This window comes from Bacillus sp. 05T21 (assembly GCF_056396785.1).
In genome coordinates this window covers 1-15,739 of the sequence record NZ_JBFTMD010000031.1, presented here as the reverse complement: position 1 = coordinate 15,739, position 15,739 = coordinate 1, and the positions used below count along the sequence as shown (strand labels likewise).

Below are 15,739 nucleotides of genomic sequence, written 5' to 3'. Positions count from 1 at the left end.
TTTCGAATGTCGAATATTACGAGTGTCGAAATATTTAATTGAATAAAAACCCAACTAGGGTCTTATTCAATCGGAATGTTTTTCATTTTAGGTGTAGAAACCTTTTCTTCTGTTTTTTGCTGTGACGTAGCAATGTGATTCATGATCTTTTGGAATATTTGTAGTAAGAATGCTTTTTCTTCTTCTGACAATGCGTCTGTCACTAGGCTAAAGTAATGGGCCGCATTTTGTTTTACTTCTTGAACGAGCATTACGCCGTTTTCTGTTAAACGAATTAATACAATACGTCGATCGCTTTCATTCCGGTAGCGTTCAATATATCCCTTTTTTACAAGGCGATTTACAACGCCCGTTGTTGTACTCATCGGTATATCAAGAAGATCAGCAATTTTTGTCATTGTAATATCCGTATTTCGCTCCATCCAAAGTAAACAAAATACTTCTGTCTTGGAAAGTGTTAAATCAAGGCTTACCCATTCTTCAGGATAGAAAAGTTTCTTGGCGTTATCTAGCAGTAAGTCTAAAAAATGTTCATATTGCAACAATTATTTCCACTCCCGTATATTTCGAGGTTCGTAATATTTGTTTTTTATTTTATGTGGAATTGAAATAAATGTCAATGTTTTTAACTGTTTTTTCAGATTAGAAAGAAAAATACCTTCAAAATAGAAATTTTTTGTGATAGATTAATAAATAGAAAAGTGATTTTACATAAAAACCCATTGTGATAAATATATTTATCTATAATAGGTGTACAGCTAACGAGGGGGAGAACGATGAGAAGACGAAATACGCAAGCGTTCACGTTTTTAGCATGGACTTCATTTGTTTGTGCGCTTTCAGGAATGCTAATTGGGATTTACACGTTAGATGAAACGCTTAGTGTAAAAGGGTACTATTTAATTGGAACATTATTTTTAACGATGTCTTGTTTTGTATTACAAAAAACAATTCGTGATAATGAGGAAGATAATGAAAGATTTCCGAAAAATAAATCGTTAGATAAAGAGTAAATTGTAAAGAAAGGCACTTGCCTTTCTTTTTTTATGTAAAAATACCGTAAGTGCCGTGTGTTGACTTGCTTGAAGTACTGAAAATTTGGTATCATCAATAGTATTGTAGATTGAACGATATATTATGGAGGTGGCCTAGCCGTGTCAAGAATTTCCGTTGAGAATGTAAAGCACGTAGCACATTTAGCACGTCTTGCAATTACTGATCAAGAAGCAGAAAAATTTCAAAAACAACTAGATGCAATTGTTACATTTGCAGAACAGTTAAATGAATTAGATACAACTGATGTAAAACCAACAACTCATGTATTAACTATGAAAAATGTTATGCGTGAAGATGTGCCAGAAAAAGGTTTACCAGTAGAAGAAGTATTAAAAAATGCACCGGATCACAAAGATAATCAAATCCGTGTTCCAGCAGTATTAGAATAGAGGAGGGAATTTCGATGTCATTATTTGATCATTCTGTATCAGAGTTACATAAGAAGTTAAACAACAAAGAAATTTCCGTTACGGATTTAGTAGAAGAATCTTACAAACGTATTTCGGATGTTGAAGATAACGTAAAAGCTTTTCTTACATTAGATGAAGAAAATGCACGCGCGAAAGCGAAAGAATTAGATGCAAAGATTGGTGCTGAGGATAATGGTTTATTATTCGGTATGCCAATTGGTGTAAAAGATAACATTGTAACTAACGGTCTTCGTACAACTTGTGCGAGCAAAATATTAGCAAACTTCGATCCAATTTACGATGCGACAGTTGTACAAAAGCTAAAAGCTGCTGACACAGTTACAATTGGTAAATTAAATATGGACGAGTTCGCAATGGGTTCTTCAAATGAAAACTCAGGCTTCTACGCTACAAAAAATCCATGGAACTTAGATTACGTTCCAGGCGGATCTAGTGGTGGTTCTGCAGCAGCAGTAGCAGCAGGAGAAGTATTATTCTCTCTAGGTTCTGATACGGGTGGTTCTATCCGTCAGCCAGCTGCATATTGCGGCGTTGTAGGTTTAAAACCAACTTACGGACGCGTATCTCGTTACGGATTAGTAGCATTCGCATCTTCACTTGACCAAATCGGACCGATTACACGTACAGTAGAAGACAATGCATACTTATTACAAGCTATTTCAGGTATTGACCGTATGGATGCAACTTCTGCAAACGTTGAAGTAGGAAACTACTTAGCTGGTTTAACAGGCGATGTTAAAGGTTTACGTATTGCTGTACCGAAAGAATACTTAGGCGAAGGTGTTGGCGAAGAAGCTCGTGAGTCAGTGCTAGCTGCTTTAAAAGTGTTAGAAGGTATGGGCGCAACTTGGGAGGAAGTATCTCTTCCACACTCTAAATACGCTCTAGCAACGTATTACTTATTATCTTCTTCTGAAGCATCTGCGAACCTTTCACGCTTTGATGGCGTACGTTACGGTGTTCGTTCTGATAATGTAAATAACTTATTAGATCTTTACAAAAACACACGTAGCGAAGGTTTCGGTGATGAAGTAAAACGTCGTATTATGCTTGGTACATTTGCTCTTAGCTCTGGTTACTATGATGCATATTACAAAAAAGCACAACAAGTACGTACATTAATTAAAAATGACTTTGAAAATGTATTTGCTAACTACGATGTTATTATTGGACCAACAACGCCAACTCCAGCATTTAAAGTAGGCGAAAAAGTGGACGATCCAATGACAATGTATGCAAATGACATTTTAACAATTCCAGTAAACTTAGCGGGTGTTCCAGCGATTTCTGTTCCATGTGGATTCGGTGCTAACAACATGCCACTTGGTCTACAAATCATTGGTAAACACTTCGATGAAACGACGATTTACCGCGTTGCACATGCGTTTGAGCAAGCAACAGACTATCATACAAAAAAAGCAAGTCTGTAAGGAGGCGAGCATAGATGAATTTAGAAACAATTATTGGGTTAGAGGTTCACGTTGAGTTAAAAACAAATTCGAAAATTTTCTCTGCGAGTCCAACAGAATTCGGAGCGGAGCCAAATACACAAACAAGTGTAATTGACTTAGGATACCCAGGGGTACTTCCTACTTTAAATAAGGAAGCAGTTAACTTTGCAATGAAAGCCGCAATGGCATTAAACTGTGAAATCGCAACGGAAACGAAGTTCGACCGTAAAAACTATTTCTACCCAGATAATCCGAAAGCTTACCAAATCTCTCAATTTGATAAGCCAATTGGTGAAAATGGTTGGATTGAAATCGAAGTAGACGGTAAAAAGAAACGTATCGGTATTACACGTCTTCATTTAGAAGAAGATGCTGGTAAATCAACGCATGCAGCTGACGGTTCATTAGTAGACTACAACCGTCAAGGTATGCCTTTAATCGAGATCGTATCTGAGCCAGATATGCGTACTCCAGAAGAAGCATATGCGTACTTAGAGAAGTTAAAATCAATCATTCAATATACAGGTGTATCTGATTGTAAGATGGAAGAAGGTTCTCTTCGTTGTGATGCGAATATTTCACTTCGTCCAGTTGGACAAGAGAAGTTCGGTACAAAAGCAGAACTGAAAAACTTAAACTCTTTCACTTACGTGCAAAAAGGTCTTGAGCATGAGCAAGTGCGCCAAGAAAAAGAATTATTATCTGGTGGTATCATCCAACAAGAAACACGTCGTTATGATGAAGCAACGAAGAAAACAATCTTAATGCGTATAAAAGAAGGATCTGACGATTACCGTTACTTCCCAGAGCCAGACTTAGTTGAACTTTACATCGACGATGAGTGGAAAGAAGAAATTCGTGCTTCTATTCCAGAACTTCCAGATGCACGTAAAGCTCGCTATGTTGAAGAAGTTGGCTTACCAGCTTATGATGCGCATGTATTGACATTAACGAAAGAGATGTCTGATTTCTTTGAAGCAACAGTTGCAGACGGTGCTGATGCGAAATTAGCATCAAACTGGTTAATGGGTGAAGTACTTGCATACTTAAACAAACAACAAAAAGAATTAAAAGACGTTGCATTAACGCCTGCTGGTTTATCTAAAATGGTTCAATTAATTGAAAAAGGTACAATCTCTTCTAAAATCGCGAAGAAAGTATTTAATGAATTAATTGAAAAAGGTGGAGACCCAGACGAAATCGTTAAAGCGAAAGGTCTGGTTCAAATTTCTGACGAAGGAACACTTCGTAAGGTTGTAACAGAAATTCTTGATAATAATGAGCAATCTATTGAAGACTTTAAAAACGGTAAAGACCGTGCAATTGGCTTCTTAGTTGGTCAAATTATGAAAGCTACAAAAGGACAAGCAAATCCACCGCTTGTTAATAAAATCTTACTTGAAGAGATTAATAAGCGCTAAAAAAAGAGAAGAATTCTTATTTTTGAACGCTAAAATATTATAGATTCTTAAAGATTAAACAGAAAAAACACCCGTATTTGGGTGTTTTTTCTGAGTTAATCAAACGTTTGTTTAAATGGTGAAAAATAATTTAAACAAACGTTTGATTAACTGTCAAAAGTGAAAAAATGTTTGTATAGCAACTATGGTATGATAGTTGCAAAAAGGTGGGAATAATGATAAATCTAGACATAGAGAGTTTTTTCATCTCATGAAATAATAGATAATTATTATTCATTATATGTAAATTGATGTGAGAGAATGGATAGACATAAAGTGAAACTTTAATCAGTGGGGGGGTGTTCATCCCCCACTGATTATTAGCCTTCACCAATCGGGCATTTACGGGCAGCCCGACTCCCACATAACTTCTTTGCCCCAGCCGAATTTTGAGGTGGGAGTTTTACTGCCCGCAAATAGCGGGATAAATTTCTTGGTTAAATAAAGCAAAACTATCAGGAGTGAATAGTTACTTTTGATGGGCTACACGAATCGGGTTCTTACTGCCTGTTTGAGCGGAATTAAAGAAGGATAGGAAGATGAGAGGAGGTAAGCATAGGGATACTGGATAAGGGTTCGGTGTATTCGTTTTTCAATGAATAAGGAATTTCCTGTGCTAATAAATGATGAAGCGAGCAAGAATTATTTATAATCCTACTTCTGGGCGCGAGCTATTTAAGAAGAGCTTACCAGAAGTATTACAAAAATTAGAACAAGCTGGATATGAAGCGTCTTGTCATGCGACAACTGGTCCTGGAGATGCGACTGTGGCAGCGAGGCAAGCTGCGGATCGTAAGTTTGATGTTGTTATCGCAGCTGGTGGTGATGGTACATTAAATGAAGTAGTGAACGGTTTAGTAGGACATGAGCATCGTCCAAAGTTTGGAATTATTCCAGTTGGAACGACAAATGATTTTGCGCGTGCGATCGGTGTACCTCGTGTTATTGAAGAGGCTGCGGATATTATTTGTGAAGGAACAACGGTACCGTTAGATCTTGGTAGAGCGAATGATACATATTTCATTAATATCGCTGGTGGCGGCCGTATTACAGAATTAACATATGAAGTACCAAGCAAGCTAAAAACGGTATTAGGCCAACTTGCTTACTATTTAAAAGGAATCGAAATGTTACCATCATTACATCCAACATATGTTGAAATTGAGTATGATGGGAAACTGCTACAAGAAGAAATTACGATGTTTTTAATTACGAATACTCGTTCAGTTGGTGGATTCGAAAAAGTAGCACCATATGCATCTATTAACGATGGATTATTTGATTTATTAGTACTGAAAAAAGGTTCTATCGCTGATTTAATTAAAGCAGCAACACAAGCGCAGCGTGGGGAACATATTAACAATCCGAAAGTACTATATACACAAGCGAATCGTATTAAAGTGCATTCACCTGATAAATTAATGATCAACTTAGATGGTGAATATGGCGGAGATGCACCAATGGAATTTGAAAATATATATCATTGTCTGGAACTATTTGTTCCTGAACATCAAGAGGATGCCCTGTAAAGGCATCCTTTTTTTGCTTTCACCTCACTATTTGTGAGCAATAAGATTCCCCCACTGATTAAAGTTTCTCTATGTGCAGATGAATTGTAAATTGTAAGTTAGTTTGATTTTTATGGTATTTTTACAATCCGTTTATTTTATATCCATATTTTATTGATACACTGGAAGAGATAAGAAATGAGAGGTAGGATGCTATGGAGAAGGTAAAAGCAATACTATTTGATAAAGATGGGACATTAATGGATTTTCATTCAATTTGGATAAAAGTAGCTGAAGAGCTTGTCGCTGAATGTATAAAATTATATCAACTCCCACAGTCAATGCAGCAGGCTTTATTAAAAGAGATTGGCGTAGATGGAGCATTTGTTCATCCGCGTAGTGCGCTCGCTGCTGGAACAAGTCTTGATGTGGCCAAGGGGCTTTGTAAGTATATTGCATCATCTAGAGAAGAAGAGATGCATCAATGGGTGAGTGAAAAGTTGTTTGCTCTTATGTACGAGCATCGTTCACATATGAGAATGACGGCAGATTTACCGAAAGTTTTACAAGCATTAAAGGATAGAGGGTTTATTCTAGGTGTCGTTACAGCTGATGATTTCGCGCCGACAGAATTATTTTTAAAGCAATATCAATTGGAAGCTTTTTTTGATTGTGTTATAGCTTCAGATACATTTCCAGCACAGAAGCCAGATAAAAAAATTGTAGAATCGTTTTGTGAGAGATTTAATTTAGAGACATGTGAAGTAGCAGTCATCGGGGATACACCGACGGATTTACATTTAGCGAAAAATGGTGGCGACTGTTATGCGATTGGCGTACTATCTGGTACGGGTGATCGTCAAACGTTAGAACCACTTGCAGATTTAGTATTGCAATCTGTTGAAGATTTAATTTCTCATTCAGGTGAGTTTATTTGGGAACAAGGAAAGTCTAATGTATAAATGAATAAGTCTATAAAGACTCTATACGAGTCTTTATAGACTTATTTTTTTTATGCCGAGATAGTAAGAGAATGGGATGAATACTAGAAAGAGGAAGTTGGCATACATCTTGCAATATAAAGAGAAAACATTGTATAGAAAAGGATGGGGTACACAATGAACACAAAAAAATTTGCTAAAGTAAATGAACAAATTCCAGGACCGAAAGCAGCGTCTTTATTAGAACGCCGCCAAAATATAGTACCAAAAGGAGTAAGTAATGGTATTCCAACATTTGTACAGTCTGCAAATGGTGCACTCGTAACAGATGTGGATGGAAATCAGTACATTGATTTCGCAGGAGCAATTGGGACAATTAATGTAGGACACTGTCATCCAGCTGTTAAAGAAGCGCTTCATAAACAAGTAGATCAATATATTCATACTGGATTTAATGTGATGATGTATGAGCCGTATATTGAATTAGCGGAAAAGCTTGCCGCATTAGCACCAGGTAATTTCGATAAACAAGTGCTGTTTTTAAATAGTGGGGCAGAAGCGGTTGAAAATGCAGTGAAGATTGCTCGTAAATATACGAAGAGACCTGGAATTATCGCATTTTCTAAAGGATTTCATGGGCGTACATTAATGACAATGACGATGACAAGTAAAGTAAAACCATATAAATTTGGATTTGGCCCATTTGCTCCAGAAGTATATAAAGCGCCATTCCCATATGAATACCGTCGCCCAGAAGGGTTAACAGAAGAGCAGTATGATGACTTTATCATTGAAGAGTTTAAGAACTTCTTCATATCAGAAGTAGCACCAGAAACAATTGCAGCAGTTGTAATGGAACCTGTTCAAGGGGAAGGCGGATTTATCGTTCCAAGTAAGAAATTCGTTCAAGAAGTACGCAGCATTTGTTCAGAGCACGGTATTTTATTTGTAGCTGATGAAATTCAAACAGGCTTTAGTCGTACTGGAAAATACTTTGCAATTGATCATTATGATGTCGTTCCAGACTTAATTACGGTATCTAAATCATTAGGTGCTGGTGTACCGATAAGTGGCGTGATTGGGCGTAAAGAAATTATGAATGAGTCTGCACCGGGAGAACTGGGCGGAACGTATGCAGGAAGCCCACTAGGATGTGCGGCTGCATTAGCTGTGCTTGATGTAATAGAAAAAGAGAAATTAAATGATAGAGCGATAGAAGTAGGGAAAGTTGTAATGAACCGATTCCAAGAGATGAAAAACAAATACAATTGCATCGGTGATGTGCGCGGCTTAGGGGCAATGTGTGCATTCGAGCTCGTTCAAGATCGCAAGACGAAAGCGCCTGATAAAACATTAGCGTCTAATTTATGTGCAGAAGCAAATAAGCATGGATTACTTCTACTATCAGCAGGAACATATGGAAATGTTATTCGTGTGTTAATGCCATTAGTGATTACGGATGAGCAACTTGAGGAAGGTTTAACAATAATTGAAGAATCATTGCAAGCTTGTTATGAGCAAGCAAATATCGCTCGTGTTTAAAGAATTGGGATAACTTAAAAAAGGGCATAAAGCTTTTCTTTTTAGGCGGAAGAGAGCATCTGGCCATGCATAGAATCGGTCAGCCCCTTTTCCTGCCCCATGCTAAGCTAAAACAAAGTGAGGGTGTGGTTGCGATGGCATTCTGTATTTTTCAAGGCAGCGAATTATGTGTTGAAAAATATAAATAGATTTGTATAAATAACAAATTGAAAACATTCTAGCTTACTCTATATAAAATGCAGAAAATTCACTTTATAATAAAGGTAGTGAAGTGAATCGATGGATTTGAAGTAAGGGGTGGCTAGGATGGTTGCAGAAAAGGAACGAGTGTTGATGGATTTACAAGATGTATTTGAATATGCATTTGACGAAATTTTTGTTACGGATGATAAAGGAATCGTTGTACGTGTAAATAGCATGTGTGAAAGACATTACCAGCTCTCTGCTAAGGAATTAGTAGGAAAGCATGTAAAAGAACTACAAAAAGAAGGGATTTTTTATCCATCTGCAACGTTAGAAGTAATTGAAAAGAAAAGGCCAGTTGAACTTGTTCAAACAACGAAATCAGGAGAGTATTTGCATGTTCGTACAAGGCCTGTTTTTGATGATGAGGGAAATTTAAGAAGAGTGATTAGTTATTCTCGTGATCTTACAGAACTCTATCAATTACGTCAAAAGGTAGAGGAAATGGATAATCAGTTAAAAACATATAAAAAAGAATTAAGAGAAACATATGAACACGAAGGACTTATTTTTAAAAGTATCGCTATGCAAAAAATAATCGAAACAATAAAAAAAGTATCTGTAGTAGATAGTACTGTTCTCGTATTAGGTGAGACTGGAGTTGGGAAAAGCCGATTAGTACGCCATTTGCATGAAGTGAGTCACCGGAAGAATGAAAGTTTCTATGAAATTAATTGTGCGGCATTGCCGACGAATTTAATCGAATCTGAGCTTTTTGGATATTCAGGTGGGTCTTTTACAGGTGCAAATCGCGAAGGGAAAAAAGGACTATTAGAATCAGCGCATAAAGGAACTCTTTTCTTAGATGAAATTGGTGAAATGCCGCTTGAAATTCAAGCGAAGCTTTTGCAAGTATTGCAAGAAAAAACGTTTCGTCCTATAGGCGGAAGAGAATTAAAAAAGGTGGACGTTAGAATTGTAGCGGCAACAAATAGAGATTTAAGTACGATGGTGAAACAAGGAACATTCCGGAAAGATTTATACTATCGTCTGAATGTCATTCCAATTTCAATTCCGCCACTTCGGGAGAGAACAGAAGACATTTTGCCGCTCATCTATCATTATTTACAGCATTTTAATAAAAAGTACGGACGTGATGTGAAGTTAGCACCTAGTACGTTACAAATGTTTGTAGGGTACCCTTGGGAAGGAAATAATAGAGAGATTGAAAATGTAATTGAACGAATTGTTATCACTGTTGATGATTTTGTAACGGTAGAAGATTTGCCACTATCTATGCAAGAGGCAACAGTTGAACAATCTGGACAAAGTCTTTATAGAATGCTGGAAGAGGTAGAGAGAAATATTATTCTTAAAGCGTATAAAACGTATGGATCAAGTTATAAAGTGGCTGAGTTTTTGCAAATAAGTCAATCTGCTGCTACTAGGAAAATTAAGAAGTTTATAGAGGAGGAAGAAAACATTGGATAAAAAAGCGACGTTCGTAAACTTAGAGAAAAAGGCGATGTATATAAATGGTGAGTGGATTACACTGCAAGAACAAATCGAAGTGAATAATCCAGCGACAAAGGAAGTATTTGCAACTGTACCAAAGGGCGGGATTACAGAGGCAAAGCAAGCAGTTGATGCTGCACATGAGGCTTTTAAATTATGGTCAAAATTAACGGCAGCGGATCGCGCAGTAAAGTTAAAAAAATGGTTCACACTCATTGATGAAAATAAAGAAGAAATTGCAGCAATCATGACGAGAGAGCAAGGGAAGCCGTTTGCAGAAGCACTTGGTGAAGTGAATTATGCAAATAGTTTTGTTGAATGGTACGCAGAAGAAGGAAAGAGAATATACGGTGAAATGATTCCTGCTTCTCATCCGAATAAGCGTATTTTAGTTATGAAGCAACCAGTTGGGGTTATGGCAGCTATTACGCCTTGGAATTTCCCGGCTGCTATGATTACGAGAAAGGTAGCTCCAGCACTTGCAGCAGGCTGTACGGCAGTTGTGAAACCAGCGAGTCAAACGCCATTAACTGCATTGAAGTTAGTTGAATTAGCACATGAAGCAGACATTCCAAAAGGTGTAATAAATATTGTAACAGGTAGTGCAAAAGCAATTGCTGATACGTGGATGGAAGATGAGCGCGTTCGAAAAGTTTCCTTTACAGGATCAACTGAAATTGGAAAAGAATTAATGGCTAGCGCTGCGCAAACGATGAAAAAGGTTTCGCTTGAATTAGGTGGTCACGCTCCATTTATTGTTATGAATGATGCTGATTTAGATAAGGCGGTAGAAGCGGTAATTGGTTCGAAATTCCGTAACGCAGGACAAACGTGTATATGTACAAACCGCATCTTTGTTCAAGAAGAAGTGTATGAAGAATTTGCAGGGAAGTTCACAAAAGCTGTAGAACAGCTTAAAGTCGGAGATGGATTCGGCGAAGGAACAACTGTAGGTCCACTTATTGATGCGAATGCAGTTTCGAAAGTACAAGAACATATTGAAGATGCAATTCAAAAGGGCGGAGAAGTTTTATACGGTGGCCATAAATTTGCAGAGTTAGATGGTTATTTCATTCAGCCAACAGTAATTGGATTGGCAAATGACACGATGCTTTGTATGAATGAAGAAACATTTGGACCGGTTGCACCAGTTGCTAAATTTAAAACGGTTGAAGAAGTAATCGAGCGAGCAAATAATACACCATATGGCTTGGCTGCTTATATTTTCACAAAAGATATTAGTCAAGCATTCCAAATTAGCGAAGCGTTAGAGTACGGTATTATCGGTTTAAATGATGGACTTCCATCAGTTGCACAAGCACCATTTGGTGGCTTTAAAGAAAGTGGTATCGGCCGTGAGGGAGGCCATTTCGGTATCGAGGAATATTTAGAAATTAAATATATTTCGTTAGGACTATAAGTAGTATACTAGAATCTCTATAAGGTAACAGAGAAGGAGATTCTAGTATGGTATATTGGCTATTATTACTCGTAACAATTATTTTTGAAGTAGCTGGAACGATTGCGATGAAGTTATCGAACGGTTTAACAAAGCTTGTTCCAAGTGTACTTATTTTCGTATTCTATGGAATTTGTTTCAGCGTGTTTGCTATCGTTGTTAAAAAGATTCATTTAAGCATTGCTTATGCAATTTGGTCTGGTGTGGGAACGCTACTTATTACAATCATTAGTGTGTACTTTTTTAAAGAGCATATTAATTTATTCCAAGCATTTTGTATTCTCTTTATTGTTTTAGGCGTAATTGGACTGAAAGTGTCATCGGCATCATAAAAGGCTATCTTCCGGCGTGGAAGATAGCCTTTTATTTTTATTAAAACGCCCAGTTCCCTTTGCGGAAGATCGGCTCATGTCTTCCATCAGCTGTAATGCCGTCGATATCAAGCTCAGCTGATCCAATCATGAAGTCTTCGTGTGTAATACTAGCGTTTGCGCCATTTTCAGCAAGTTCTTCTTTAGACATTGTTTTTCCGCCAATTAAGTTAAATGCATAAGCATTTCCGATTGCAAGGTGGCAAGATGCATTTTCATCAAATAGCGTATTGTAGAATAAAATATTTGTGTTTGAAATTGGTGAATCATGAGGTACTAAGGCTACTTCGCCTAAGAAGTGAGAACCTTCATCTGTTTCTACTAAATGTTTTAAAGCCTCTTCACCAGATTCAGCTTTATAGTCTACGATACGTCCGTTTTCGAATGTTAATGTAAAGTTATCGATAATATTACCTGCAAATGCTAACGGTTTTGTGCTAGATACTTGGCCGTTCACACCTGTTTTAAGAGGCATTGTAAATACCTCTTCAGTTGGAATGTTAGCCATAAATGCTACGTTCTTTTCATTTAAGCTACCAGCACCAGCCCATACATGCTTCTCTGGAAGTTCGATTGTTAAGTCTGTTCCAGGGCCTGTATAGTGAAGAGCTTTATAATGTTTTTCGTTTAAGTAATCTACTTTTGTATGTAGTGTTTCATCATGTTCTTTCCATGCTTCCACAGGATTTTCTAAATCAGCACGAGTAGCTTTGAAGATAGCATCCCATAGTTTTGTTTCTTGTTCTTCTGGCGCTACGTCAGGGAATACTTTTGCAGCCCATTCTTTCGTAGGAACAGAAATTACGCACCAGCTTACTTTATCTGCTTGTACATAATCACGGTATACTTTCATCGCTTCTCCAGCTACTTTATGAGCTGTTGCAATTTTCTTTGGTTCTACACCTTTTAATAGATCAGGATTCTCTGCATAGATGGACATAAATGCAGCGCCTTCTTTTGCTAATTCTTCACGAGCATGTGCTTTCCAAGAAGGGAATTCAGAGAAAGCTTCTTCAGGAGCTAGATCGAACTTTAAGCGTGTTAACGTCTCATCATTCCAATCAACATATACGTGTTTTGCACCAGATTTATATGCTTTTTCTGTAACGAGGCGTACAAACTGTACAGCCTCAAGAGGTGCACTGATTGATAAAGTTTGTCCGGGTTGAATATTAACACCAACATTGACTGCAAGGGCAGCATATTTCTCTAACGTTTGTTCAAATGACATATGTATAATCTCCTTTAGTTTGAAAGATTTCTTACTATATATAATACAAGAAAATTCTAAAAATATATATAAATATAACGTAAAAAGAGAGCTCAAAATGTATTGAGCTCTAATAGTTATTTAATCGAAGAAGCAAATTGTTCTACAGTCGTTGTATGGTGTATGCGAACACGCTTCATTTTTAACAACTCATCAGGTTCACCCTTCGTAATGAATTGTCCAGGCTTCGTTGTTGTTGCAAATTGATAGTGTTTCTTTGTTTCTGCGACAACTTTATCATCTACATGACCGAATGGATAAGCAATTGCGATAACAGGCTTACCTGTTATTTTCTCTAGCTTTTCTTTTGATCCTTTTAACTCTTCGTCATAGTTTGTAATTTTCGGCAAGTCTGCATGTGATGCTGTGTGAGATTGTACAGAAAAAATACCTGAATCAACCATTTCTTTTATTTCAGATGTAGAAAGGGCGCCTTCTACATCAACGTTATCAGCAATCATATATTCTGTTGCTGCTGGTTTAAAAGTATCATCTTTTAGCTTTTGTAAAATGTGAAATGCATTCATATTATTTTTCATACCGTCATCAAATGTAACGAAAATCGGCTTATTCACTTTATTTATATCGCCCCAGCGTTCAAACGTTAATAATGTATAACCGTTTTCTTTTAAATATTTCATTTGTGCTTCAAAGTTAGCAGGCGATACGAATAAATCTTTAATACCTTTTCCATGATAATCATCAATTGCGTGATACATAAGAACAGGAACTTTTTGCTCGAAAGTAAGGGTAGATTTCGTGAGCGGGATCGTTTTCCCATCTTCTTTAATTCCTGTTGCTTCAATTTGATATTCACCGCGTTTTCCTTCAAATTCTTTTATATCAAAAGGAAGTGTAAATTGTTTCTCCTTTTCTTTAGAAGAAAAAGATTTAGCGTGTTCCTTTCCATCAGCTGTGCGCCAAATTTTATATTGTACTTCGGTTAAAGAATCCTTTATGTCCGTAATATGAATATTTACGTTTGTAGATTCGTGCGTAATTGGATTATAAGAAATTTTACCTTGTGTTTGTACAGTCTCTTCTTGTTTTTTTACTTCTTGTACCTTTTTCTCTTTTGCAGGTTCTGGGCTAGCATTATTTGTGTTACAGCCTGCTAGAATGGCAGACGTACATAAAGCAATTGCTGCATATTTTCTCATGAAATCACCTTCTATTGTGTATTATGTTGCATACTTACATTAAAATCCCCACCGCTATAAGAGAGGTGGGGATATACCCTTGTTCATCATATCATTTTTAGATATGGGATAGGTTAGTGACTCTGAATAGATGTATTCTTTCGTTTTTTATTAGAATTGATAATGATATAACCGACTACAAAGATAAGAGGAATAATGAAGACATAGATAGGCATTCCCCATAAATAATAGCTTTTCATGGTCAAGACTAGTAAATGTAAGAAGTCGAAAAGGGCGTGGGCTTTCATAATATCCTCCAATATATTTTTACAAATTATAACATTTTTCATTTGTAATTTGTATATTTTTGTAAATGATTTAAGTTAATTTTAAAGTAAGAGAAAGGTTTATTAATATGTAATTTTGCATATGTAGAGTAGTTTCTATTGAAATATCAGGACTTTGGACTATAATAAGAACCGCTATAAATGTAAGCAAGAATGATGTACGGAGTGGAGAACAGAGATGAAGTATAAAAAATTAGTATATATCCTGCTCATATCGCTATTCATAGTCGGTTGTCAAAGTGAAACGAGTAAAGCGAATAGTGTGGAAGAGTATATTCCGCCGCATCTTATGAATGCGGAAGTGACGGCGGATATTATGACATTAGAGATGGATCCAGATGCTCTTAAAAAGGTAGGGAATATTGGTCAAAGAATGAGAGAGCATCTAGTGAATAATATGGAATGGTATTTAAAATACGTAGAAGAGCATGCAGAGAAAAAAAGTTTTCCATATCATCCTAATTTCGGTGTTACAAAAGAAGAGTATGAGTTTGTACTAAATGCAATTGATCAAAGTAAATTGGTTAATACAAAGGATGGAAAGCTGAAATTCAAGAAAAAAAGTGACCATGAAGTAGAGATTTTTTCAAGTGAAAGTATAAAATTTCTTAAATATATAGTTATTGATACGGAGAAGAATACAGTAAAAACATCTCTAGGCGAATGTGAATATTTTGGAGAAATACTGGCATCGCCAGAACAGAAGTTAACTGGTCCTTGGCACGGAAAACAATGGATGTTAAAAAAAGATGACTTAATATATATGTTCTCTTTAGGGAAAATGGAAACAGGAAATAAATCAATTATTGATATTTCGGTGAAAGGTGAATATAAGGGAGAAATTATTAATAAGGAAGAGGTATTAGAGTTTTCTTCAGTTTCTTAAATGATGATAATAAAAAAATCACCTTGCTGTCTGAACTGTACCCTATAAAATGGACAGTTTAATAAAAAAGCCCTGAAAAATCAAGCACTTAAAAGGTGGTTCCGATATTCGATCGGAGCCATCTTTTTTAATGTCCACTGATAACGATTATAATTATACTCCTCCATATAATCCTTTATG

15 protein-coding genes are annotated in these 15,739 nt (G+C 36.5%); 11 read left to right on the top strand and 4 right to left on the bottom strand.

Features of this window, described 5'->3' with window-relative positions; genetic code table 11:
• Positions 1-62: 62 nt before the first annotated feature.
• The gene (locus tag AC1DKZ_RS28805) at positions 63-545 is read right to left on the bottom strand and encodes a MarR family winged helix-turn-helix transcriptional regulator (RefSeq protein ID WP_000942491.1); all 483 of its coding nucleotides are present in this window, start codon (positions 543-545) and stop codon (positions 63-65) included.
• Between the two features lie 231 nt (positions 546-776).
• On the opposite strand from AC1DKZ_RS28805, the gene AC1DKZ_RS28800 reads away from it, so the two are divergent.
• The 10 genes from AC1DKZ_RS28800 to AC1DKZ_RS28755 all read left to right on the top strand — a co-directional run bounded on the left by AC1DKZ_RS28800 (position 777) and on the right by AC1DKZ_RS28755 (position 11,878).
• Positions 777-1,013 (top strand): YiaA/YiaB family inner membrane protein, encoded by a 237-nt coding sequence (locus AC1DKZ_RS28800; RefSeq protein WP_002029490.1) that lies wholly within the window; start codon positions 777-779, stop codon positions 1,011-1,013.
• A 141-nt stretch (positions 1,014-1,154) separates the two neighbouring features.
• A complete protein-coding gene (gene gatC, locus AC1DKZ_RS28795; RefSeq protein ID WP_000086999.1) occupies positions 1,155-1,445 on the top strand; it encodes an Asp-tRNA(Asn)/Glu-tRNA(Gln) amidotransferase subunit GatC in 291 nt (96 codons plus the stop codon).
• 14 nt (positions 1,446-1,459) lie between these two features.
• Positions 1,460-2,917: an Asp-tRNA(Asn)/Glu-tRNA(Gln) amidotransferase subunit GatA gene (gene gatA / locus AC1DKZ_RS28790; RefSeq protein WP_002010048.1), complete on the top strand. Its 1,458-nt coding sequence runs from the start codon at positions 1,460-1,462 to the stop codon at positions 2,915-2,917.
• A gap of 14 nt (positions 2,918-2,931) precedes the next feature.
• Positions 2,932-4,359 (top strand): Asp-tRNA(Asn)/Glu-tRNA(Gln) amidotransferase subunit GatB, encoded by a 1,428-nt coding sequence (gene gatB / locus AC1DKZ_RS28785; protein ID WP_476997583.1) that lies wholly within the window; start codon positions 2,932-2,934, stop codon positions 4,357-4,359.
• A 662-nt stretch (positions 4,360-5,021) separates the two neighbouring features.
• Entirely contained in the window at positions 5,022-5,927 is a 906-nt protein-coding gene (locus AC1DKZ_RS28780; protein ID WP_002010051.1) for a diacylglycerol kinase, read from the top strand.
• 194 nt (positions 5,928-6,121) lie between these two features.
• Positions 6,122-6,868: an HAD family hydrolase gene (locus AC1DKZ_RS28775; RefSeq protein WP_002010052.1), complete on the top strand. Its 747-nt coding sequence runs from the start codon at positions 6,122-6,124 to the stop codon at positions 6,866-6,868.
• Between the two features lie 156 nt (positions 6,869-7,024).
• Entirely contained in the window at positions 7,025-8,389 is a 1,365-nt protein-coding gene (gabT, locus tag AC1DKZ_RS28770) for a 4-aminobutyrate--2-oxoglutarate transaminase (protein ID WP_002124901.1), read from the top strand.
• A 306-nt stretch (positions 8,390-8,695) separates the two neighbouring features.
• A complete protein-coding gene (locus AC1DKZ_RS28765; RefSeq protein WP_113938031.1) occupies positions 8,696-10,063 on the top strand; it encodes a sigma-54 interaction domain-containing protein in 1,368 nt (455 codons plus the stop codon).
• Positions 10,056-11,507 carry an NADP-dependent succinate-semialdehyde dehydrogenase gene (gene gabD, locus AC1DKZ_RS28760; RefSeq protein WP_476997582.1) on the top strand — a complete coding sequence of 484 codons (1,452 nt, stop codon included), beginning with the start codon at positions 10,056-10,058 and terminating at the stop codon, positions 11,505-11,507. Before AC1DKZ_RS28765 ends, gabD begins: the two co-directional genes overlap by 8 nt.
• Before the next feature lie 47 nt (positions 11,508-11,554).
• On the top strand, positions 11,555-11,878 hold the full coding sequence (locus AC1DKZ_RS28755; protein WP_000263259.1) for a DMT family transporter: 324 nt from the start codon (positions 11,555-11,557) through the stop codon (positions 11,876-11,878).
• 40 nt (positions 11,879-11,918) lie between these two features.
• Here AC1DKZ_RS28755 and AC1DKZ_RS28750 read toward each other — a convergent pair whose 3' ends face one another.
• Both AC1DKZ_RS28750 and AC1DKZ_RS28745 read right to left on the bottom strand, forming a co-directional pair.
• Positions 11,919-13,148 carry an aminopeptidase gene (locus AC1DKZ_RS28750; RefSeq protein WP_002169285.1) on the bottom strand — a complete coding sequence of 410 codons (1,230 nt, stop codon included), beginning with the start codon at positions 13,146-13,148 and terminating at the stop codon, positions 11,919-11,921.
• A gap of 116 nt (positions 13,149-13,264) precedes the next feature.
• On the bottom strand, positions 13,265-14,347 hold the full coding sequence (locus tag AC1DKZ_RS28745; protein WP_476997581.1) for a polysaccharide deacetylase family protein: 1,083 nt from the start codon (positions 14,345-14,347) through the stop codon (positions 13,265-13,267).
• Positions 14,348-14,851: 504 nt separating this feature from the next.
• Between AC1DKZ_RS28745 and AC1DKZ_RS28740 the strand changes: the two genes are divergently transcribed.
• A complete protein-coding gene (locus tag AC1DKZ_RS28740; RefSeq protein WP_476997580.1) occupies positions 14,852-15,559 on the top strand; it encodes a hypothetical protein in 708 nt (235 codons plus the stop codon).
• Between the two features lie 80 nt (positions 15,560-15,639).
• Here the strand turns inward: AC1DKZ_RS28740 and AC1DKZ_RS28735 are convergent, their stop codons facing one another.
• A complete protein-coding gene (locus AC1DKZ_RS28735; protein ID WP_078030485.1) occupies positions 15,640-15,726 on the bottom strand; it encodes an IS3 family transposase in 87 nt (28 codons plus the stop codon).
• Between the last annotated feature and the right edge of the window lie 13 nt (positions 15,727-15,739).